The sequence below is a fragment of the Streptomyces sp. NPDC020742 genome (assembly GCF_040641675.1).
Lineage (GTDB): Bacteria > Actinomycetota > Actinomycetes > Streptomycetales > Streptomycetaceae > Streptomyces.
On record NZ_JBFAEA010000001.1, the window covers coordinates 632,281 to 652,254 of the forward strand.

Annotated in this window: 20 protein-coding genes and 2 pseudogenes; 9 read left to right on the plus strand and 13 right to left on the minus strand. The window is 71.7% G+C overall.

Features of this window, described 5'->3' with window-relative positions:
* The first annotated feature begins 273 nt into the window (after positions 1 to 273).
* Entirely contained in the window at positions 274 to 852 is a 579-nt protein-coding gene (locus AB0G84_RS02715) for a hypothetical protein (protein WP_361314403.1), read from the plus strand.
* Between the two features lie 260 nt (positions 853 to 1,112).
* On the opposite strand, the gene AB0G84_RS02720 is transcribed toward AB0G84_RS02715, so the two are convergent.
* The gene (locus AB0G84_RS02720; protein ID WP_361314405.1) at positions 1,113 to 2,024 is read right to left on the minus strand and encodes a phosphorothioated DNA-binding restriction endonuclease; all 912 of its coding nucleotides are present in this window, start codon (positions 2,022 to 2,024) and stop codon (positions 1,113 to 1,115) included.
* 132 nt (positions 2,025 to 2,156) lie between these two features.
* Complete coding sequence (locus AB0G84_RS02725; protein WP_361314407.1) at positions 2,157 to 2,894, minus strand: SDR family oxidoreductase; 738 nt, start codon at positions 2,892 to 2,894, stop codon at positions 2,157 to 2,159.
* Between the two features lie 168 nt (positions 2,895 to 3,062).
* Here AB0G84_RS02725 and AB0G84_RS02730 point away from each other — a divergent pair, with 168 nt between their 5' ends.
* Positions 3,063 to 3,899 (plus strand): helix-turn-helix transcriptional regulator, encoded by an 837-nt coding sequence (locus AB0G84_RS02730; protein WP_361314410.1) that lies wholly within the window; start codon positions 3,063 to 3,065, stop codon positions 3,897 to 3,899.
* A 484-nt stretch (positions 3,900 to 4,383) separates the two neighbouring features.
* Here the strand turns inward: AB0G84_RS02730 and mgt are convergent, their stop codons facing one another.
* Together mgt and AB0G84_RS02740 are read right to left on the minus strand one after the other, a co-directional pair.
* On the minus strand, positions 4,384 to 5,595 hold the full coding sequence (mgt, locus tag AB0G84_RS02735; protein WP_361314412.1) for a macrolide-inactivating glycosyltransferase: 1,212 nt from the start codon (positions 5,593 to 5,595) through the stop codon (positions 4,384 to 4,386).
* A gap of 65 nt (positions 5,596 to 5,660) precedes the next feature.
* Positions 5,661 to 5,756 (minus strand): annotated as a pseudogene (locus AB0G84_RS02740) (peptide-methionine (S)-S-oxide reductase); the annotation flags it as partial.
* A 133-nt stretch (positions 5,757 to 5,889) separates the two neighbouring features.
* Between AB0G84_RS02740 and AB0G84_RS02745 the strand changes: the two are divergent.
* Positions 5,890 to 6,543, plus strand: a complete 654-nt coding sequence (locus AB0G84_RS02745) for a maleylpyruvate isomerase N-terminal domain-containing protein (protein ID WP_361314415.1) — start codon at positions 5,890 to 5,892, stop codon at positions 6,541 to 6,543.
* 149 nt (positions 6,544 to 6,692) lie between these two features.
* Here the strand turns inward: AB0G84_RS02745 and AB0G84_RS02750 are convergent.
* The 4 genes and pseudogenes from AB0G84_RS02750 to AB0G84_RS02765 form a co-directional block, all read right to left on the minus strand.
* Positions 6,693 to 7,046: pseudogene (locus tag AB0G84_RS02750) on the minus strand (DUF6247 family protein).
* Positions 7,047 to 7,176: 130 nt separating this feature from the next.
* Entirely contained in the window at positions 7,177 to 7,890 is a 714-nt protein-coding gene (msrA, locus tag AB0G84_RS02755) for a peptide-methionine (S)-S-oxide reductase MsrA (protein ID WP_361314417.1), read from the minus strand.
* Positions 7,891 to 8,405: 515 nt separating this feature from the next.
* Complete coding sequence (locus tag AB0G84_RS02760) at positions 8,406 to 9,260, minus strand: YwqG family protein (protein WP_361314419.1); 855 nt, start codon at positions 9,258 to 9,260, stop codon at positions 8,406 to 8,408.
* Between the two features lie 123 nt (positions 9,261 to 9,383).
* Positions 9,384 to 10,511 carry a hypothetical protein gene (locus tag AB0G84_RS02765; protein WP_361314421.1) on the minus strand — a complete coding sequence of 376 codons (1,128 nt, stop codon included), beginning with the start codon at positions 10,509 to 10,511 and terminating at the stop codon, positions 9,384 to 9,386.
* 156 nt (positions 10,512 to 10,667) lie between these two features.
* Here AB0G84_RS02765 and AB0G84_RS02770 point away from each other — a divergent pair, with 156 nt between their 5' ends.
* Positions 10,668 to 11,819, plus strand: coding sequence for a cystathionine gamma-synthase (locus AB0G84_RS02770; protein ID WP_361314424.1), 1,152 nt, complete (start codon positions 10,668 to 10,670; stop codon positions 11,817 to 11,819).
* Positions 11,820 to 11,935: 116 nt separating this feature from the next.
* On the opposite strand, the gene AB0G84_RS02775 is transcribed toward AB0G84_RS02770, so the two are convergent.
* From AB0G84_RS02775 to AB0G84_RS02785, 3 genes are all read right to left on the minus strand, one after another.
* Complete coding sequence (locus tag AB0G84_RS02775; RefSeq protein WP_361314426.1) at positions 11,936 to 12,307, minus strand: hypothetical protein; 372 nt, start codon at positions 12,305 to 12,307, stop codon at positions 11,936 to 11,938.
* Positions 12,304 to 12,888, minus strand: coding sequence for a sigma factor-like helix-turn-helix DNA-binding protein (locus AB0G84_RS02780; RefSeq protein WP_361314428.1), 585 nt, complete (start codon positions 12,886 to 12,888; stop codon positions 12,304 to 12,306). Before AB0G84_RS02780 ends, AB0G84_RS02775 begins: the two co-directional genes overlap by 4 nt.
* Before the next feature lie 111 nt (positions 12,889 to 12,999).
* Positions 13,000 to 13,500, minus strand: a complete 501-nt coding sequence (locus AB0G84_RS02785) for a MarR family transcriptional regulator (protein WP_361314430.1) — start codon at positions 13,498 to 13,500, stop codon at positions 13,000 to 13,002.
* 162 nt (positions 13,501 to 13,662) lie between these two features.
* On the opposite strand from AB0G84_RS02785, the gene ilvA reads away from it, so the two are divergent.
* The 3 genes from ilvA (at position 13,663) to AB0G84_RS02800 (ending at position 17,135) form a co-directional block, all read left to right on the plus strand.
* Positions 13,663 to 14,940, plus strand: a complete 1,278-nt coding sequence (gene ilvA / locus AB0G84_RS02790) for a threonine ammonia-lyase (RefSeq protein WP_361314433.1) — start codon at positions 13,663 to 13,665, stop codon at positions 14,938 to 14,940.
* Between the two features lie 285 nt (positions 14,941 to 15,225).
* Positions 15,226 to 16,263: an ATP-binding cassette domain-containing protein gene (locus AB0G84_RS02795; RefSeq protein WP_361314435.1), complete on the plus strand. Its 1,038-nt coding sequence runs from the start codon at positions 15,226 to 15,228 to the stop codon at positions 16,261 to 16,263.
* The gene (locus AB0G84_RS02800) at positions 16,260 to 17,135 is read left to right on the plus strand and encodes an ABC transporter permease (protein WP_361314437.1); all 876 of its coding nucleotides are present in this window, start codon (positions 16,260 to 16,262) and stop codon (positions 17,133 to 17,135) included. Before AB0G84_RS02795 ends, AB0G84_RS02800 begins: the two co-directional genes overlap by 4 nt.
* Positions 17,136 to 17,279: 144 nt before the next feature.
* On the opposite strand, the gene greA is transcribed toward AB0G84_RS02800, so the two are convergent.
* Together greA and AB0G84_RS02810 are read right to left on the minus strand one after the other, a co-directional pair.
* Positions 17,280 to 17,777 (minus strand): transcription elongation factor GreA, encoded by a 498-nt coding sequence (gene greA / locus AB0G84_RS02805; RefSeq protein ID WP_361314440.1) that lies wholly within the window; start codon positions 17,775 to 17,777, stop codon positions 17,280 to 17,282.
* Positions 17,778 to 18,010: 233 nt separating this feature from the next.
* A complete protein-coding gene (locus AB0G84_RS02810; protein ID WP_361314444.1) occupies positions 18,011 to 18,421 on the minus strand; it encodes a DUF4307 domain-containing protein in 411 nt (136 codons plus the stop codon).
* Positions 18,422 to 18,551: 130 nt separating this feature from the next.
* Here AB0G84_RS02810 and mca point away from each other — a divergent pair, with 130 nt between their 5' ends.
* Complete coding sequence (gene mca, locus AB0G84_RS02815; RefSeq protein WP_361314447.1) at positions 18,552 to 19,424, plus strand: mycothiol conjugate amidase Mca; 873 nt, start codon at positions 18,552 to 18,554, stop codon at positions 19,422 to 19,424.
* A gap of 4 nt (positions 19,425 to 19,428) precedes the next feature.
* Positions 19,429 to 19,680 carry a hypothetical protein gene (locus tag AB0G84_RS02820; protein ID WP_361314450.1) on the plus strand — a complete coding sequence of 84 codons (252 nt, stop codon included), beginning with the start codon at positions 19,429 to 19,431 and terminating at the stop codon, positions 19,678 to 19,680.
* Positions 19,681 to 19,974: the final 294 nt, after the last annotated feature.

The window sequence follows — 19,974 nt, forward strand, 5'->3', positions numbered from 1 at the left end:
GGAGGCTCTGCCGGCTCGCGGCGCCCCCGCCCTGCGAGAGCCCCCGCCCGCTCACCGTGCACTGCGCACATCCTCCCCGCGCACGTTCACCCCGCGCGGATCCTTCCCGCGCATGTTCACCCCGCGCGGATCCTTGCCGCGGCGGCTTTGTCCACCGACTGGTGGACAGCGGTTCCACCGGTCGGTCGTACCCGCCCAATGCCTCGCGGCCATACGTTCGTTGAGAGCCCTCCGAGGCCGACCCACCACCGATTCCAGAAGGCCCGTAATCAGTTGAGTCCCTTCCTGACCGCGCTCATCGCCAGCGTCACCATCCTGGTCATTATCCTCGCCACCGACCTCGGCACCCGCCGGGTCACCACCATGCGGATGATGCGTTCCGTGATCGCCGTTGCGCTGATCATCGCGCTCTTCGTGCACTCCCTCCCGACCTCCGGGAACGCCCCGACCTTCCAGCTCCTGGGCGTGGGCGTGGGCATCATCTGCGGCCTGGTCGCGGGTGCCCTGCTGCCCGCCCACCGGGGTGCCGACGGCGCCGTCCACACCACCGGCGGCCTCGGCTACGCCCTGCTGTGGCTCGTCCTCTCCAGCGCCCGCGTGCTGTTCGCCTACGGCTCTGAGCACTGGTTCGCCGCGGACCTGGTCCGCTTCAGCATCGACAACAAGCTCAGCGGCCCGGACGTCTACGCCAACGCCTTCGTCTTCATGTCCCTCGCCATGGTCCTCACCCGCACCGCCATCCTGGTCCTCAAGCGCCGCCGCCTCGCCGCCGCACCCTCCGACCCGTCCGCACCCTCCGCCTCCGCCGACCACTCGGCCCACCGCCCGGAGCACCCGGCGACCGCCGGCTAGACCTGGAGGCCCGGTCCCGCCACACCGCCTGGCGGGGCCGGGCTGCCGGGTAGGAGGGTGCTGCCGGGGGATTGCGCTGTCAGGACGGACCGAGCTGCCCGGCGGGACGGCGCTGCCGGGCAAGAGGGGCCCGAGCGGCCCGCGGCGTTCCCGCACGGCACGGCACGGCACGGCAAGGCAGAACCACCGGCCAACTCCCTTACTGGACCTGCCAGTCCGTCCACAACGGCCTCAGCCTGCTGCCGACCACCCGCCCACGACTACCCCGCCGCCGAGCACTCCACCGCGCGCGGCTCACCCCGGAACACCTGCGCCGTGTGCCACGCGATGTGCGCCGCGGCGATGCCGTCACTGCCGGTCTGCGGCCCGATCAGATCCCGCCCGGAGAGGTCCAGTACCTGGCCGTGGGCAGCCGTACCCCGGCCCACGAACTCCCGGGAGACCGTGATCCGCCGGCCCGCGTCCAGCCCCAGCACCCCACGGTCGAACAGCTTGTGGTGCAGGGAGCACAGACACATGCAGTTGGCGACCTCGTCCGGCCCCTGGAAGGCCCACCACCGCACATGCGCGGCCTCCAGCCCAACCGGGACCCGCCCGATCGCCCCGTCGAACCCGCAGAACGCGCACCGGTACTCGTAGGCCACGAGCACCTGCTGCCGCAGCTCCCCCGCCCGCCGCCGCCCGGGCACCCGGCCCGCGGCGCCCAGCATCCCGCCGTCCGGCTCCAGTTCGAGCCCGACCGCAGCGGCGAGGTCGTCATGGAGCGACGGCGGGAAGTGCACCTCCAGCAGCAGTCGAGCCAGCCGCCCCAGCAACGCCGGATCCGCATCCAGCTCGGCCCGCAGCCCCGCGGCCAACTGCCCCCGCGCACCGCTCTCCCGCAGCACCTGCACCCCGGTACCCGGACTCCCGTCCCCCAAGTCCGTACGCACCTCCCACACCCCGTCACTGACCAGATGGTGAAACGGGTACGCGGGCGACGTCGGACGCGGCGGCCCGTAGTCCGCCAGCAGCTCCCGCAGGTCCTGCTCGACCTCCGAATACCGCATCGTCCCACCGGGATCCCGCCGGAACCGCCCCAGCGCGTACAGCATCAACAACGGCTTGTGCGGCGCCCGCACCCCACCCCGGGCCCACTGCCGCAGCCTCCCCACCCGCTCCAACCAGTCCATGCGCCGACTGTAGGACCCAACCACCCACCGCCTTACGCCATTTCCCCATGCCGACACCCGCCCTCCCCGGCGGGCCCCCGCCGGCGCCCCACACGCTGCTCACGTTCCACCACCGGACGACGAGCCCCGGGCTCAACTCTGTGCCGTCGGCCGGACCACGATCTCGCTGACGTCGACGTTCGCCGGCTGCTCGATGGCGTAGGCGATGGCGCGGGCAATCGCCTCGGGCGGAATCGCGATACGGTCCCGCATTCCCGCGATCGCTGCCCTGACGTCGTCGTTCGTGGAGGCCTCGGCGAAATCGGTGTCGGTGACGCCGGGAGAGACCGTGGTCACCCGCAGGGAGTCCCCGGCCTCCTGCCGCAGCCCTTCGCAGAGGGCCCGGACCGCGAACTTGGTGCCGGCGTAGACGGCCATGGCCGGTACGACGCGGAAGGCGGCCGTGGAGGCGGTGGTGATGAACTGACCGCTGCCCTGTGCCCGGAAGACCGGCAGTGCGGCAGCGATCCCGTGCAGCACACCCTTCACATTGACGTCGACCATCGCGTCCCACTCGTCGACGCGCAGATCGTCGAGCGGCGAGATCGGGCCGACCCCGGCGTTGCTGACGAGCACGTCGAGCCGCCCGAAGCGCGCACCGGCCAGCGCGACCAGGGCGTGCAGATCCTCGCGCCGGGTCACGTCGGTGCGGGCCTGTACGGCCGTGCCACCCGCCGCCTCGATCCCGGCCACCAGCTCCTCCAGGCGCTCGGACCGCCGTGCGCCCAGGACGAGTTGCGCGCCCCGCTCGGCGAGCAGCAGCGCGGTCGCCTCGCCGATGCCGCTGCTGGCCCCCGTGATCGCCACTACCTTGCCGTCGATTCCGGACATGACGTGTCCCTCTCCTCCTCGTACCGGGTCAGACGCCGGGTACGGGGCGTACCGGCCTGGCCGTACGAGACTCCAGGCCGCACCCCGCCCCCGCTCGCACACCAGCCTGTAGCCAACTCAGCCTGGTATACAGACCGTGTTTATTCTGGAACCAGAGGTGCCAGCCCCATGCCGAAGCAACCGGACCAACGCCGTGAACTCGGGGCCTTCCTGCGCAGCCGCAGAGAGCGGATCACCCCCGACGAGGTCGGCCTGCCCCACACCGCCCGGCGCCGGACGCCCGGCCTCCGCAGGGAGGAACTCGCGCTGCTCGCCGGCATCAGCGCCACCTGGTACACGTACCTGGAGCAGGGCCGGGAGATCCGCGCGTCCGAGCAAGTACTCGACTCCCTCGCCTCGGTGCTGCGGCTCGACCGGTACGAACGCGACCACCTCCGCAGGCTCGCCGGCCACGCGCCGGCCGCCGAGGCCCAGGAGACCGAGCCGCTCACCGCGGAAGCGGCAGCCGTCCCCCTCCTGCTCCAGCCGCACCCGGCGTACCTCATCGGCGGCACCTACGACGTGCTCAGCCACAACGAGGCGGCCGACCAGTTGTTCCCGAACCTCACCACGGCGACCGACCGGCCGCCGAACCTCGTCCGCTGGGTGTTCCTCGAACCGGCGGCCCGGGACGTCCTGGTCGACTGGGAACCCGAGGCCCGCGGCCTGCTCGCCCGGCTCCGCGCACTGGCCGGCCGCTACCCCGCCGACCCCCGGTACGCCCGGCTGATCGACGACCTCCACGAGGGCAGCCCGGAAGCCCGCACTTGGTGGCCCCAGCACGAGGTACAGGCCCGCCACAGCGGACGAAAACGCCTCCGACACCCGCAACGCGGCCCGGTCGACTACGCCTACACCGCCTTCCACCTGGCCGAACACCCGGAACAGACGCTAGTGATCTACCTCGACAGCACAGCCCCCCTCACGGCACCGGTCCCCGGGAGCGCATCCGTCGGCGGCGGCTGAGGGACGGGGCCGGCGGGTGCGGCGGCCACGCCTCAGCGGTGACGGCTACAGAGCGTCGAACGGTGGCACGATACGGACGACAACGGTGGGGCACGCGGTGCCACCAGGAAGCAGAACCAGCCGCCGGCGGCGTCCCTGCGACGCAGCCCGCCCTACCGGCCGGGGCAAACGTCGCCGTCAGGGCGCCCGGGATGAGCCGAGGCCGAGGACCGACTCGGAGGGGTTCGGAAGCCGCCACCCGCATGCCGCCATTGGTCGATATCCAGAGGCGTGGGTCCGGCCACGCGGCGATCGGGGTGTCCAGGACCGAGTGGAGCTCAAGGCACGAGAGGGCCCTCGGCGACGAACAACAGCACGCCCGCCGCCTGCATCCCGTCGTCGACGTTGAACGAGGCCGCGGCCACGACTCCGTCAATGACCGGGCCAGGGACAGCGGCACTACCCGCCCGGCTGACAGGTGTCCGAAGGGTGCTGCTGGTGCCGCTTACCCGGCGGGCAATTCGGCCTCGATGAGGTCGGCCGCTCGTCGGGTGCCACCCTCGCTGGCCATCTCCCGTTGGATGGCCGTCAGACGGCGTCCCACTTCCGGGTCGTCGACGAGCGAGAGCACTGCCGTGCGGAGGGTGGCGGCGTCCGCCTGGTCCATCGGGACGTGGCGGGCCACGCCGAGCCCCTGGAGCATGTCCGCGTTGCCGAACTGGTCGACGGCCTGCGGGACGGCCACCATGGGAGTGGCGGTGGCCAGACCCTCCTGGCTGCCCCCTGCGCCGGCGTGCGTGATGAAGGCGTCAGCATTCTTCAGGATCGCCAACTGCGGTACCCATGGGTGTACTTCGACGTTCCCGGGGACCTCCCCGAGCTCGTCGGCGGTGACGTGCTTACCCACCTGAAGCACGACGTGCCAGCCCGGCAGGTCGCCGAACGCCTTGACGCACTCGCGGTAGAAATCGGGCTGCTTGGTGAAGGACGAGCCGAGCGAGACGAGCAGCACACGCTCGGCGCCGGTGGGCCGCTCCCAGTCGCCCTGTGCCGTGCGGTCGCCCTGGCAGGCGCCGACGAAGGAGTGGACGTTCTCGTCGACCCGGTCGGCGTGCGGCTGCAGCGCCTTGGGGATGAGCACGATCGACCGGCCGGGGCGACCGACGAAGGGGTCGGGGTGCTGCGTGATCCCGTTCTCCGCAAGCCAGTTGGTGAACTTCTCGTAGTACGCCCTGCCGCGCGGGGTCGCCCTGGGCTCTGCCCACGTCGGCTCGGCAACCTCCTCCTCGTACCCCTCCCACGCGACGAGGTTCGGTGAGAGGGAGATCGCGGGTACGCCCCAGCGGTGCGCAAGGACGCGTGCCGGGTACGAGGTGATGTCGTGCAGTACGAGGTCCGGCTCGTCCCCTTGATACGCCTCGATGAGCTGCGGCAGTGCCTGGATTGCGTCGTCCAGGAACGGCTCGACGTTGTCGAGGAGCGTGGTCCCCCACGCCGATGGGTCGCTGTCGGGCGACGGCAGCGTCGTGCGGTAGAGGACCGGCTCGGCACCGGTCTCGGCGACCTCCTCCTTTAAACGGGGAGGAATGGCGTACGTGACGCGGTGCCCTCGGGCGACGAGCTCCCGGATCACTTCGAGGCTCGGGTTCACATGCCCGTAGGCGGCGATGGAGAACATGGCGATATGGGCGCGCTTGTCGCGCTCTTGGTTGGTCATGCCCTCACGCTAAACAAGACGAGACGTATCGTTCAACTTCTTTTAGGGCGCTACTTCGTGGAGCGTCAGTCGCCCCCGGCCGGAGCCGCGCCCACTGGACAGCCCACCCCCGTCCCGCGGATGCCGCAGCGCCCTGCCGGGTTCTTGTCCAGGTACCGCCGGCGTCAGCCCCCGATCGGCGAGGAGTGGTAGTGCCGAGCCGGCCAACGAGCCGTCTGCGCACACGAGTTGCGCAGGTCGCAGCGGGGGTCGGGGCCCTGGGGCGCTGTCGGCCCGGCCTTGTAGGCTTCGCGCATGTCACAGTCCGTCGAACCGCACGTGCTGGTGAGCGGGAGCCATGTGCGCCAAGCCGTCGCCCACTGCGTCGATACCCTCACCGGCGTCCCCGCCGCCCAATGGCAGGGCAGGGCCGGCAGCCTGGAGTGGACATGCTGGGAGACCCTGGAACACCTCGCGGACGATCTGCTCACCTACGCACTGCGGTTCGGTCTCGCGCAGCCGATGGACGTGCCACGCGTGCCACTGCGCGTCTCCCGTGACCGTCCCCACGGGCCGGCCAATGTCATCTTCGGCGACGAGGAGGCAGGGCCCGAGGGACTCCTGGCCGTGGTGACGGCTTGCGGCGGACTGCTCGCAGCCGCCGTCGATGCCGCAGCTCCTACCGCCTTGGCCCCGCATGTCTTCGGCGCCTCCGACCCGGAGGGATTCGCGGCGATGGGCGTTGTCGAGACCCTCGTGCACACCCACGACATCGCTCAGGGCGTGCACCGCGCGTGCGAGCCCCCGCAGGACTTGTGCGAGCGCGCTCTTACCCGCCTCTTCCCCGACGTACCCCACAGCGATACTCCGTGGTCGACCCTGCTGTGGGCTACCGGCCGCCTCGAAACGCCCGATCGCCCCCGCCGGACGGACTGGCGTTGGTACGGCGCACCGCGCGGCGGCAGCTGACCGCGTCAAGCACGTGCCGCAGCGGTCCCCGGGTGGGCCAGCGACCGTGTGATCAGGGATCCGCGGGAGCCACGCCGACGGGGTAGGAAATCCCGGTCCCTACGGGGCTCGCGTGCCAAGTAGCCCCACGTAGCGCCAGTCAGCAGCGCTCACCGGGCCGGGAGGCCGATGGCGGCGTGGGCTTCGTCCAGGATCCGGCCGCTCTCGGAGGCGGCCTGCCGTGCCTGAGCCGCGTCGCCCGATTCGGCGGCGTTCTCCCACCGGCGGAGGTCCGCTGCCGCGTCGGGCTGACGCTGAATGTGGACGTAGGCGGCCCACTGGGCGATGAACCGCTGGAGCGGTGCCAGGTCGGAGCCCTGCCGGGACTGGTCGGCCGCTTGGTCCAACTACCGTGTGAAGGCCGGCAGCGTTGCGGGAGCGATCTGACTGATCGCCTGCCGCAGTGTGGCCACCGTGGCGGGGGGCTGGGGAATGAGTGGCTGCCCAGCGGCGGAGGGGGGCATGGCTACTCCCATGGGCGTGATTCTCATCCCGTGCGTCAGCGTATCCGGCACAAGTGCTCTCCCTCCGCTCGAACGAGTGAGGGAGAGGCATTGTGGCTACCCGCGCCTGAACCGACTCGGCGGGAGCGTTCTACTGCTCCGTGACCTCCGGGGCGGGCGCGATGCCCGTCGGGCAGGACCTTCCCCAGTTCGTCTCCGACGGGGCACTTAGCTTGACCCCCGTCCCTCCGATCCCGCAGTACCCCGCCGGGTTTTTGTCCAGGTACTGCTGGTGGTAGCCCTCCGCCGGATAGAAGGGGCGGGTGTCGGCGGGGAGGATTTCGGTGGTGATGTCGGCGTAGCCGGAGTTCTGGAGGACGGTGCGGTAGGCGTCGCGGGAGGCCTCGGCGGCCTGCTGCTGGGCGGGGGAGTGGGTGTAGATCGCCGAGCGGTACTGGGTGCCGACGTCGTTGCCCTGGCGGAAGCCCTGGGTGGGGTCGTGGGACTCCCAGAAGAGCTTCAGCAGGGTGCCGTACGAGACGACCTTGGGGTCGAAGACGACGCGGACGGCTTCGGTGTGGCCGGTGTGGCCGCTGCAGACCTCTTCGTAGGTGGGGTGCGGGGTGTGGCCGCCCTGGTAGCCGACCAGGGTGGTCCAGACGCCCTCGGTCTGCCAGAACTTCCGCTCGGCGCCCCAGAAGCAGCCCAGGCCGAAGTCGGCGGTCTCCAAGCCGTCCGGGTACGGGCCCAGCAGCGGGTTACCCAGGACGGTGTGCCGGCCCGGGACCGCGAAGGCCGGCTCGGGGCGGCCTGCGAGCGCCTCCTCCGGGGTGGGGAGGTGGGTCTTGAAGCGGGAGAAGAGCATGGCGATCAGGCTCCTGGGCTGGGCTGGGCTTTGCTGGACTGGGCTTGGCTGGACTGGGCCGGTCTGAGTCGTCGGGCTGGGGGCTGGGTGGGCGTGGGTGGAGAGGTGGCGCTCCGCGTTGTACTGGCGGGAACGTTGTGAGGGTGGGGGGTATTCCGGCCCGGGTGGCCGGTCGCAAGGGGTGGCCGGTCGCAAGGGGTGGCCGGTCCCAAGGGGTGGCCGGTCCCAAGGGGTGGCCGGTCCCAAGGGGTGGGTGGGGTCTTGCCTCGGGGGAGTGCGAGAGGGGGGCCGTTTGTTTGTTGATTGAGGGGTTTCTCTTGTGATTGTTTCTGGTTTGGGGTTTAGGGCCTTTTATTTGGTGGGTGTCGGTGTTTTGGGGTGGGGTTCGGTTGTGTAATCGGCGAGGAGTGGGCGTGGAGGGTTTTCGGGTCTCCTGAGGCAGGCGCGGCGCAGCGGCTTCGTGGTGCTCGCGCCCGTTGTGGGAGCCTTGGCATGGCGCGCCCGGGTGCTTCCCGTCAGCCGCACTGCCAGGTGAACATCGTGCGGTCAAAGCGGCGTTCGGCCAGGTCCTCGGGGCGTATGAGCCAGTAGAGGGCGCCGGCGTCGCCCCACATCATGTCGGCGTCGTTGTCCGTGTCGATCTGGGCGAGCAGGGCCCAGCGGAGGGCCTCCTCCTTGATGCGGGGGTCGTCCCACGGCGGGCTGTCCAAGGCGCCGCGGGCTACCTCGAACTCCACTGCGTCCTGTACGGGGTTCGCATGTCCGCCGAGGCGGTGTTCGGTGCCCCTTGAGTGGTCCCACAGGGCCTCCTGGAATGCGTCGCCCCACACCGGGTGGTCGTCCGGCGCCGACGCGAACTCCCGCTGGACCGCGGGGTGCCAGTGGTACGGGGCGGTTGTCTCCAGGCGTACGGTCAACGACACCTCGGGGTACGGCTCGATTCCCTCGGGCGTCGCACGGGCCGTGACGGGGACGTCCGCGGGTATGTACAGCACCCGGGCGCCGGCCCAGGTGTCCGGCTCGTCCGGCATGACCAGTGCGGTGCCGTCGTCGAGCTGCCCGTCGAAGTAGAAGAAGGCCAGCGTGCCGTCGGCCGGGAGGGCGATGTCGAGGGCGGCGGAGGGGAGTTCGGCGCAGTCGAAGGAGGCGACGAAGGTGAGCGGGCCGTGTCCCTCCCAGGTGGGCCACTCCTCGTCCTCGGGCAGCTCCGGTAGGCCGCCGAGCCGGCCGACCACCTGGGCGGTACCGGGATCCGCGGCCTTCTCCAGGCGCAGGCTCGGCCGCAGCAGGCCGATCCACCGCTCGGCGATGTCGCCGGGAAGGTGCGCGTGGGCGAGGGCGTGCAGCGGGTCAACGGTGCTCTGTGTCATGTGGTCGATGATGCACGGGGCCACTGACAGTCGCACGGGGCCACTGACAGTCGGCGGGTGGCGGCGTCGGCGAAGGCGAATACACCGGCTTTCCCGTCGGCGCCGCTTCCCCCGGGACGGCCCTTAGTTTCCCGCCGGTGGGAAATCCGCCGCCGTGCCGCCGAGTTGTTCCCAGCCGGAGATGGCCAGGGCGCGGTAGGCGGCGTATTCGGCGGCGGGGCGGCGGCCGTAGGACCACGGGACGGCGCCGACATGGCCGTCGACGTGGCGGAGCTGCTCCATGGCCTCGGCGTAGCGCTCGGCGCGGACCAGGAACCAGACGAGCAGGTGGCGGACGTGCGGGGCCATGGGGTGGTCGGCGGGGGCCTCGCTGAGGGCGAAGTGGGCGCCCTCGATGGCGCGCTCGACGACCGCGCTCTGGTAGAGGCTGCGGACCATGTTGGCCTCGGGGAGGTGCTCGTAGACCGCGAAGAGGGGCAGGGCCGGCAGCAGGGTCGTGGCGGGGGCGGTGGCGGCGGCGCGCTCGGCGAAGGCCTCGGATTGCTTGCGGGAGCCGTGCCACTTCTCGGACCAGTACGGGAGCGCGGCGAGGTGGGCGCCCATGTGGTGCGGGGCGCGCTGGACGACCTTGCTCCACAGCTCCTCGTAGTCCGCCTCCCGCTCGCCCAGGCCCCGGAAGACGGCCAGCTCGATGATGTACGGGAGGGGGCTGCCGGGGGCCAGCAGCCCGGCCTCCCGGCAGACCGTACGGGCCTCTTCGAGGATCATCCGGAAGTCCTGCGAGCCGGGGTCGCGCAGCGCCTGGAGGACCAGGAACTGGGCGTGGGTCTGGGCGCCGCCGGGGTCCTTGGGGGCCTCCGCGCGCCAGGTGCGCAGCCAGATGCCGCCGGTCCGGGCGCCGTCCTGCGCCATGCCGCCCTCGGCCAGCTCGAACGCGGCCGAGCCGGCCAGCGACTGCACCCGCTGCCAGCGGCGCTCGTCGTCCTCGCCGGTGGCCTTCAGCAGCGCGGCCGCCGGGCGCCAGTCGTGGGTGCGCCGCACCTCGGCCAGCGCCTCCTCCAGCTCCTGGTCGGGGCCCGGCAGGCGGACATCGAGCTCCTCCATGGGGACGAAGCCGTAACCCGCCATCGGGTCGGCGGCCACCACCAGGCCCTGCCGGGTGTGCTGGAGGGCCCGTCGGCGCCGCATCCAGGGCAGGAAGACGAGGCCGCCGAGCGCGAGCCCGGCGAGGAGAACCAGCAGAGCGTCCATGTGGGCTGTCCTGTAGCTGTAACGGTGCGGGTGGCGGCGGTGGGGTGCGGGTGGCGCGGAGCGGCACCGGTGAGCGGTGCCTCGTATGTTTCCACTATCCAGCGAACCAGAAAGTTCCGGGAAGGCCGGTTGCGGGGGCGGCTACCCTCGGTAGGCATGAGCGATCAGCGCGACCAGCATTTTGAGACCCTTGCCATTCACGCAGGCCAGGAGCCCGATCAGGCCACTGGCGCTGTGGTGCCGCCCATCTACCAGGTGTCCACCTACAAGCAGGACGGGGTGGGTGGGCTGCGCGGCGGCTACGAGTACAGCCGCAGCGCCAACCCGACCCGTACCGCCCTGGAAGAGAACCTCGCGGCCCTCGACGGCGGCCGCCGCGGCCTGGCCTTCGCCTCCGGCCTCGCCGCCGAGGACTGCCTGCTGCGGGCCCTGCTCGCCCCCGGCGACCACGTCGTCATCCCGAACGACGCCTACGGCGGAACGTTCCGGCTCTTCTCCAAGGTCGTCGAGCGGTGGGGCGTGGAGTGGTCGGTGGCCGACACCTCCGACCCGCAGGCCGTCCGCGCGGCGGTGCGGCCCCGTACGAAGGTGATCTGGGTGGAGACGCCCAGCAACCCGCTGCTCGGCATCAGCGACATCGCCGCGCTGGCCGACGTCGCGCGGGACGCGGGCGCCCGGCTCGTCGTCGACAACACCTTCGCCAGCCCCTACCTCCAGCAGCCGCTCGCCCTGGGCGCGGACGTGGTCGTCTACTCCACGACCAAGTACATGGGCGGCCACTCCGACGTGGTCGGCGGCGCCCTGGTCGTCAACGACGACGCCCTCGGCGAGGAACTCGCCTACCACCAGAATGCGATGGGTGCGGTCGCCGGGCCCTTTGACGCCTGGCTGGTGATGCGCGGCATCAAGACGCTGGCCGTCCGCATGGACCGGCACAGCGCCAACGCGGCGCGGGTCGCGGAGCTGCTGACCTCGCACAAGAAGGTGACCCGGGTTTACTACCCGGGGCTGGCCGAACACCCCGGCCACGAGGTAGCCGCCAAGCAGATGCGCGCCTTCGGCGGCATGGTGTCGTTCCAGGTCGCGGGCGGGGAGCAGGCGGCGGTCGAGGTCTGCAACCGGGCCCGGCTGTTCACCCTCGGCGAGTCGCTGGGCGGGGTGGAGTCGCTGATCGAGCACCCGGGCCGGATGACCCACGCCTCGACGGCCGGTTCCGCGCTGGAGGTCCCCGGCGACCTGGTGCGCCTGTCGGTGGGCATCGAGTCCGCCGAGGACCTGCTGGCCGACCTCACGCAGGCGCTCGGCTGAGATCGCGGTACGGCTGACGCCGGCTATGGCTGATGCCTGCTGCGGCTGACGCCCCGACGGCTGCCACCTCCCTACGGCTGACACGCCCGTACGGCCGACGTGCCGGTACGGGGGTGTCAGCCGTTCGGTTCGGCGCCCGTCCACGGGCGGGTGGTGTGGGTCGTCGGCAGTCCGGGCGACCGGGGCGGGCCGGCCGGCTCCCGGGTCAGCGCCGCCCGTGCGGCCGGTCCCAGCAGGCCCGCCAGCACCAGGAGTGCCAGCAGCAGGCCGAGGCGGCGCAGCAGCCGGCGGCGGGCCAGGAGGCGGCGGCCCCGGTAGGCGGCCCGGGCGGCCAGGTCGGGCGGCAGCGGTGGGCGCGGCCCGGCCAGCAGCCGCCGGACCTCGGTCTCCTTGCGGTCGGGGACGCCCGGGCCACGCAGACCCGGGTCGTACGGGCCCGGGGCGTACGGGCTCATCTCGGGCGGCGGGGGCGTGGCGGGCGGGCTCATGGGGCCGCCGGTGCCGGGCCGGGCCGAGGCTCCTGGCCGGGCCGCGCTTCCTGGTCGGGCCGCGCTTCGTGGCCGAGCCGTGGCTCCTGGCCCTGCGGCGGCCCGGGAGCCGGTGCGGCGTCCCGCCCGGGTTCCAGGGCCGGGCGGCGGCTGCGCAGCTCGGCGAGCGCGCGCAGGGACAGTGTGCGCACCCGCTCGGTGGGCAGGCCCAGCTGCGCCGCGGTCTGCTCCTCGGCGAGGTCCTCGTGCAGCCGCAACACCACGACCAGCCGCTCCTGTGGCGAGAGCCGGTCCAGCGGCCCGCCCCGGGGCCGGCGGTGCCGCCGGGCCGTGCGGGCGAAGCGGACCGTCAGCTCCCGGCGGGTGTGCGCGTAGGGGTCCTGACCGTGCAGCCGGTCCCAGGCGGCGTACGTCCTTGCCAGCGCGTGGGTCAGCAACTCCTCGGCGGCCGGGGCGGGACGGGACGGCGGCTCACCGGTCAGCAGGGCGGCGGCACCCAGCAGCCGGCCCGCCGCGCCCGCCACGAAGGACTCGAACTCCTGGGCGCGGCGGCGCTGCCGCTCCGGCCGCCGCTCTCGCACCGTGCCTCCCGGAGTGACACCCGACCTCTGGGCTCCTATGGCACGGCAGCGCGGCCACCCGGTCAAGGGGTGTGACAGGAGTCGGCGGTGCGGCCCTGGTGGGGCGGGGCGTCAGGAGGTCGGGCCGGCCGGGGCCAGGGACGAGGTGACGTCGCACAGCGCGGAGTTGAAGCGCGTCAGGAGCGTGGTGAAGGCCGTGCGCTCCTCCTCGGACCACTCCTGCGTCACCAGCGCCATCAGCTCCCGGCGGGAGGCGCGTACCTCGTCGAGCCGGGTGTGCCCGCGCTCGGACAGCTGCAGCACCACCGCCCGGCCGTCCTCGGGGTGGGTGGCGCGGCTGACCAGCCCGGAGTCCACCAGCGGGGCGACCTGGCGGGTGACCGTCGAGGAGTCGATGCCCATACCGGCGGCCAGGGCCTTGACGCCCATCGGGCCTTCCTGGTCGAGGCGGTTGAGGAGCAGATAGGCGGCGCGGTCCATGGAGTTGCGCGCCTGCCCGACGCCGCCGAGCCGGCTCTGTTCTGCGCGGCGGGCGAAGACGGCCACTTGGTGCTGCAGCGCGTCGAGGAGAGCGGGGTCGGTGTGGGTCGTCATGTCCGAAGAGGTGGGCATGGCCGGGAGCTCGCTTCGGTGGAAGTGCGTACGGATGGGAGGACAGCGTACGCGGACCCGGCGGGGAGCGAACCCGCGCTGCACATTCCGATAACGCCCCGTAACCCCGGGGTGCGCGCGGCCGGGCGAGCCCGCGCCCGGACGAACTGCGAGACTGGCGGCATGGCTGCTCATTCGCCGCGTACGTCGCACGGAACCGCTGCCTCCGCACGCGGCGGTGGTGCTCCGCTAGCCGCCGGTCCGGTCACCGTCGATGACATCCGCGCGGCGCACAAGATGCTCTCGGGTGTCGCCCGGGCCACCGCCATGGAGGGCAGCCGCTATCTGTCCGGGTTGGTCGGTGCGCCGGTGCACCTCAAGTGCGAGAACCTCCAGCGGACCGGCTCGTTCAAGATCCGCGGTGCCTATGTGCGGATCGCCGGGCTGTCGGCACAGGAGCGGGCGGCCGGGGTGGTGGCCGCGAGCGCGGGCAACCACGCGCAGGGCGTGGCCCTGGCGGCGTCCCTGCTGGGGGTGCGCTCCACGGTCTTCATGCCGGTCGGCGCCCCGCTGCCGAAGGTCGCCGCGACACGGGAGTACGGCGCGGAGGTGCGGCTGGAGGGCCAGGTGGTCGACGAGACGCTGGCCGCCGCCCAGGAGTACGCGCACCAGACCGGCGCGGTGTTCATCCACCCCTTCGACCACCGCGACATCATCGCCGGGCAGGGCACGGTCGGCCTGGAGATCCTCGAACAGTGCCCGGAGGTGCGCAGCATCGTCGTCGGGATCGGCGGGGGCGGGCTGGCGGCGGGTCTCGCGCTGGCGGTCAAGGCGCTGCGGCCGGATGTGAGGGTCATCGGGGTGCAGGCGGCGGGCGCGGCCTGCTATCCGCCGTCGCTGGCGGCCGGGCGTCCGGTGGCGGTGGAGAGGCTGTCGACGATGGCGGACGGCATCAAGGTCGGGCGGCCGGGCGAGGTGACGTTCGAGGTCGTCCGGGAGCTGGTGGACGAGGTCCGGACGGTCACCGAGGACCAGCTCTCCAGCGCGCTGCTGCTCTGTCTGGAGCGGGCGAAGCTGGTGGTGGAGCCGGCCGGGGCGAGTCCGGTGGCGGCGCTGCTGGCCCGCCCGGAGTCCTTCGAGGGCCCGGTGGTGGCGGTGCTGTCCGGGGGCAATGTCGACCCGCTGCTGCTGCAGCGCATCCTGCGGTTCGGGATGGCTGCCGGGGGCCGCTACCTCTCGCTGCGGCTGCGGCTGACGGACCGGCCGGGGGCGCTGGAGACGATGCTCGGGGTGCTCACGCGGGTCGACGCGAACGTCCTGGACATCGGGCACGTACGGACGGATCCGCGGCTGGGGCTCACCGAGGTGGAGGTGGAGCTGCACCTGGAGACCCAGGGGCCGGTGCACTGCGACGAGGTGCGGACGGCGCTGGCCGACGCGGGGTACGTCGTGGCCGAGTGACGGCGGGCGGCCGGCCCCGGACGGCGGGGGCCGGCGGATTCTTATCGCGTTCGAGGAGGGCTTCCGCAGGTCGGCGGGGGCCCTCTGCGGCATGCGCGGGGCAGTCCCGGCATTTGTATCGCGATGTATCGCGTTTGGGAGTAGCATCCCCGGTTGCGGGGGGCCGGCGATCGCCTAGGGGCGGTCGGTCGTGGCATTCCGTTGCGGGCAATTGCCCACAGAGCAGGCGTAGACCGCCAAACGTAATATTCGACCTGGAACTGACCCGACCTTGGGAGAACCCCTATGCCAGGCGCCATTTACGCCGAAGGCCTGGTGAAGACCTTCGGTGACGTGAGGGCACTGGACGGCGTCGACCTCGACGTTCCCGAAGGAACCGTCCTCGGAATGCTCGGCCCCAACGGTGCCGGCAAGACCACCGCCGTGCGGGTCCTGACGACCCTGCTCCGGCCCGACCGCGGCACCGCGCAGGTCGCCGGGATCGATGTCCTCGCCCACCCCGACAAGGTGCGCCGCTCGATCGGACTCTCCGGCCAATTCGCCGCCGTGGACGAGTACTTGACCGGCCGCGAGAACCTGAAGATGGTCGGCCAGCTCTACCAGATGACCGGTCGCGACGCCAAGCGCCGGGCCGTCGAACTGCTGGAGCGCTTCCACCTGGGCGACGCCGCCGACCGCACCGCCAAGACCTACTCCGGCGGGATGCGCCGCCGGCTCGACCTTGCCGCCGCGCTGGTCGTCAGCCCGCCCGTAATGTTCATGGACGAGCCGACCACCGGCCTGGACCCGCGCAACCGCCAGGCGCTCTGGGACGTGATCCAGGAACTGGTCGCGGGCGGTACGACGCTGCTGCTCACCACCCAGTACCTGGAGGAGGCCGACCGGCTCGCCCACGACATCTGCGTGGTGGACCACGGCAAGGTCATCGCCCGGGGCACCTCCGACCAGCTCAAGGCCCGCACCGGCGGGGAGCGCGTCGAGGTCGTGGTGCACGCGCCCGAGCACCTCACCGTCGCCGACGAGGTCCTGCGCGGCTTCGCCAAGGGCGAGAGCACCGTCGAACCGCACACCCGCAAGCTCACCATCCCGGTGGCCGGTGGCGCCAAGCTGCTCGCCGAGGTCATCCGCGAACTGGACGTCCGGGGCGTGGAGATCGACGACATCGGCCTGCGCCGCCCCACTCTCGACGACGTCTTCATCGCACTGACCGGGCACACCGCCGAGGCGGAGGGGAACGGCGCGAACGGCGCCGCGCCCGGTTCCGGCGCCGATGCCGGCGCCAGCAGCACCGGCATCGGCCGCCAGAAGGAGGGCGTGCAGTGACCGCGCTGACCGACACCGCCCGCACCACCGCCCCGACCCCGCAGGACCGCAGCGGCCTGGCCCGCTCCGTACGGGACTCGCTGGTCGTCGCCGAGCGCAACCTGATCCGGATGCTGCGGATCCCCGAAGTGGTGATCTTCGGGTTGATCCAGCCGATCATGTTCGTGGTGCTGTTCACCTACGTCTTCGGCGGCTCGATCAACATCCCCGGTGCCCCGGTCGGTGACGCCCAGGCCTACCGAGAGTTCCTGATGGCGGGGATCTTCGCGCAGACCGTCACCTTCGCCACCGCGGGCGCCGGCGCGGGCATCGCCGACGACATGCACAAGGGGCTCATCGATCGGTTCCGCTCGCTGCCGATGTCGCGGGGTGCGGTCCTGACCGGGCGGACCCTGGCCGACCTGGTGCAGACCGCGCTGACGCTGGTGGTGCTCGCGGTCGTCGCGCTGCTGATCGGCTGGCGGACCCACGAGAACCTCGCCGAGGTGCTCGCCGGCTTCGCGCTGCTGCTCCTGCTCGGCTACGCCTTCTCCTGGATCGGCGCGCTGATCGGGCTCTCGGTGCAGACGCCCGAGGCGGCCACCTCCGGCGGGCTGATCTGGCTCTTCCCGCTGACCTTCATCTCCAACGCCTTCGTCCCGGTCGACGGCATGCCGACCTTCCTCCAGTACGTCGCCGAGTGGAACCCGTTCAGCGCGACCGTGGCCGCCTCCCGGGAGCTGTTCGGGAACACCATCGGCAGGGTGCCCAAGTCGGTGACCGGCGCCTGGCCGATGGAGCACCCGGTGATCGCCTCGGTGATCTGGTCGGTGCTGATCATCGCGGCCTTCCGGACACTGGCGGTCCGCAAGTACCGGTCGGCCACCACCTGAGAGCCCGCCCCGACGCCGTACGGCGCCCGGGACGCCACCCTGGGGCAGCGCCCGGGACGGCAACGGCGGGCGGCCCGGAGCACTGCGCTCCGGGCCGCCCGCCGTGGTGCGGCTGCGGGGCCTGGGCCCCGGTCCCTGTGGGCCTCAGCCCGAGTACGGCTTGGCGTCGAGGATCTTGACGCTCGCCTTCTTGCCGTTGGGGAGCTCGTACTCGGCGTCGGCGCCGATCTTCTTGCCGTTGACGCCGGTGCCCAGCGGCGACTGCGGGGAGTAGGTCTCGATGTCCGAGCTCGCGTACTCCCGCGAGGCGAGGAGGAACTCAAGGGTGTCGTCCGGGTCCCCGTCGAACGCGATGGTGACGACCATGCCGGGGGCGACGACGCCGTTGGCCGCGGGGGCCTCGCCGACCTTCGCGGTCTCCAGCAGCTGCTTCAGCTGGCGGACGCGGGCCTCCTGCTTGCCCTGCTCCTCCTTGGCCGCGTGGTACCCGGCGTTCTCCTTCAGGTCACCTTCCTCGCGGGCCGCCGCGATCTTCTCGGTGATCTCGGCGCGTGCGGGACCAGACAGGTGCTCCAGCTCGGCCTTGAGCTGGTCATACGCCTCCTGGGTCAGCCAGGTGACGTTCTCGCTGGTCTGGGTCACAGGTGCTCCTCGTCGGTACTGGGGATAAATCAAACGCCCTACCAGGAAGGTTTGCGCCTTCACAGGTGGGCGAAACCACGAGCCTAACAATTCCGGCACAAATCGGGGAAGAGGAAATTCACAGTCCCCGCTCAGGAACGCATCACCGCTGATCAGAGGCGGTCACGACACGCTCCGTGGTCTCTCGCATCCTAGGGGTGACCACCCGGGGGTTGCGCAACGGGGCGCGCGGGTCAACCGCGGCCGGACGCCGTACAGCCGACCAGCACGGCGTTGGTCGCCCGCTTCGTGGTGCGCACCGTGACCACGGTGTCCACCTGGCCGGTGCGCTGGTCGACGGTGACGTCCTTGCGGCCCACCTCGGAGCCGTCGTCGGCCTGCGAGCGGAGGGTGCACACGCCCTTGTCGTCGGTGCCCTTGATGATTTCCAGGTGCACCTTGACCGCGTGGTCGGAGACCGCATCCCAGGCGATCACCCGGCCACTGAGGTCCTGGTCGGCGATGTAGGAGACGCCGGACCAGCCGATCACGCCCAGCAGCGCGGCGCCGAGCACCGCGCCGATGATCTTGAGCTTGCGGTCCGCGCGCTGGTCCGCGGAGCGGCCGTAGCGTCCGTCGGGGAGCCCCTCACGCACCGCGGTCATGATCCGTCCTCCTGGTACGGGGACCTGGATCCGGAACCCCCGGGGGGTCCCCGCCCCAGGGAATACAGCGCCCCCTCGCTTCGGTCACTATAGGAGGCATATTCTCCGGCCCTTAACTGAGGATCGAGTCTTGACTGAGCAGCTGCGATTGATGGCCGTCCACGCCCACCCCGACGACGAGTCGAGCAAGGGTGCGGCCACCATGGCCAAGTACGTGTCCGAGGGGGTGGACGTGCTGGTCGCCACCTGCACAGGCGGTGAGCGGGGCTCCATCCTCAACCCCAAGCTCCAGGGGGACCCGTACATCGAGGAGCACATCCACGAGGTGCGCAAGAAGGAGATGGACGAGGCCCGGGAGATCCTGGGCGTCAAGCAGGAGTGGCTGGGCTTCGTCGACTCCGGGCTGCCCGAGGGCGACCCGCTGCCGCCGCTGCCGGAGGGCTGCTTCGCGCTCCAGGACGTCGACGAGGCGGCCGGCCGGTTGGTGAAGCTGATCCGGGAGTTCAAGCCACAGGTCATCACGACCTACGACGAGAACGGCGGCTACCCGCACCCGGACCACATCATGACCCACCAGATCACGATGGTGGCCTTCGATGCGGCCGGCGACCCGGAGAAGTACCCGGAGGCCGGCGAGCCCTGGCAGCCGCAGAAGCTCTACTACAACCAGGGCTTCAACAAGCCGCGCACCATCGCCCTGCACGAGGCGCTGCTGGAGCGCGGCCTGGAGTCGCCCTACGGGGAGTGGCTGGAGCGCTGGAAGCAGTTCGAGCGTCGCGAGCGCACCCTGACCACCTACGTCCCGTGCGCCGACTTCTTCGAGATCCGGGACAAGGCGCTGATCGCGCACGCCACCCAGATCGACCCCGACGGCGGCTGGTTCCGGGTCCCGATGGACATCCAGCGGGAGGTCTGGCCGACGGAGGAGTACGAGCTCGCCAAGTCGCTGGTGGACACATCCCTCCCCGAGGACGACCTCTTCGCGGGCATCCGCAACAATTGAGCCCATGATGAGCGCGCCCAGCACCCTCGCCCTGACGCACGTCGTCACCCTTGCCGACAGCTTCGACAAGGACAAGGTGACCCCCGGCGTCCTCGGCTTCATCGTCTTCGCGGTCATCGGCGGCGCCGTGTGGCTGCTGATGAAGTCCATGAACAAGCACATGAGGAAGGTGGACTTCGAGGAGCAGCCCGAGGACGGCGGCAAGGCGACCGGCAAGGGAGCCGGCGCCCCGGCCGCCGAGCCGAAGGCCGGCTGAGCCGGGTCAGGCAGGGCCGGGTCAGGCAGGGCCGGGTCAGGCAGGGCCGGGTCAGGCAGGGCCGGGTCAGGCAGGGCCGGCTGAGCGGGATCCGGCAAGGTCGGCTGAGCCGGGTCCGGCAAGTGGTGGCTGAGCGGGGTCCGGTAAGGCCGGCTGAGCAGGAAGGTCGGCTGAGCAAGGTCCGGCGACGGCCCTCCCGGCCGTCCTGTCGGTTGCTCGGCGACGTTCCGGCGGCCCCATGGACCGGGTGTCGGTGGACGGCCGGCCGCCCAGGCAGTGGCTGGCCTACCGGCC

Excerpts from the sequence above, each read along its gene's own strand:
- AB0G84_RS02765 (WP_361314421.1), bottom strand. The coding sequence starts at position 10,511 with ATGGACGCTCTGCTGGTTCTCCTCGCCGGGCTCGCGCTCGGCGGCCTC.
- AB0G84_RS02725 (WP_361314407.1), bottom strand. The coding sequence starts at position 2,894 with ATGTCCGGAATCGACGGCAAGGTAGTGGCGATCACGGGGGCCAGCAGC.
- mgt (WP_361314412.1), bottom strand. The coding sequence starts at position 5,595 with ATGACCAACCAAGAGCGCGACAAGCGCGCCCATATCGCCATGTTCTCC.
- AB0G84_RS02760 (WP_361314419.1), bottom strand. The coding sequence starts at position 9,260 with ATGACACAGAGCACCGTTGACCCGCTGCACGCCCTCGCCCACGCGCAC.
- AB0G84_RS02730 (WP_361314410.1), top strand. The coding sequence starts at position 3,063 with ATGCCGAAGCAACCGGACCAACGCCGTGAACTCGGGGCCTTCCTGCGC.
- msrA (WP_361314417.1), bottom strand. The coding sequence starts at position 7,890 with ATGCTCTTCTCCCGCTTCAAGACCCACCTCCCCACCCCGGAGGAGGCG.
- AB0G84_RS02795 (WP_361314435.1), top strand. The coding sequence starts at position 15,226 with ATGCCAGGCGCCATTTACGCCGAAGGCCTGGTGAAGACCTTCGGTGAC.
- AB0G84_RS02810 (WP_361314444.1), bottom strand. The coding sequence starts at position 18,421 with ATGACCGCGGTGCGTGAGGGGCTCCCCGACGGACGCTACGGCCGCTCC.
- AB0G84_RS02820 (WP_361314450.1), top strand. The coding sequence starts at position 19,429 with ATGATGAGCGCGCCCAGCACCCTCGCCCTGACGCACGTCGTCACCCTT.
- AB0G84_RS02775 (WP_361314426.1), bottom strand. The coding sequence starts at position 12,307 with ATGAGCCCGCCCGCCACGCCCCCGCCGCCCGAGATGAGCCCGTACGCC.
- AB0G84_RS02785 (WP_361314430.1), bottom strand. The coding sequence starts at position 13,500 with ATGCCCACCTCTTCGGACATGACGACCCACACCGACCCCGCTCTCCTC.
- AB0G84_RS02720 (WP_361314405.1), bottom strand. The coding sequence starts at position 2,024 with ATGGACTGGTTGGAGCGGGTGGGGAGGCTGCGGCAGTGGGCCCGGGGT.
- AB0G84_RS02770 (WP_361314424.1), top strand. The coding sequence starts at position 10,668 with ATGAGCGATCAGCGCGACCAGCATTTTGAGACCCTTGCCATTCACGCA.
- ilvA (WP_361314433.1), top strand. The coding sequence starts at position 13,663 with ATGGCTGCTCATTCGCCGCGTACGTCGCACGGAACCGCTGCCTCCGCA.
- AB0G84_RS02745 (WP_361314415.1), top strand. The coding sequence starts at position 5,890 with ATGTCACAGTCCGTCGAACCGCACGTGCTGGTGAGCGGGAGCCATGTG.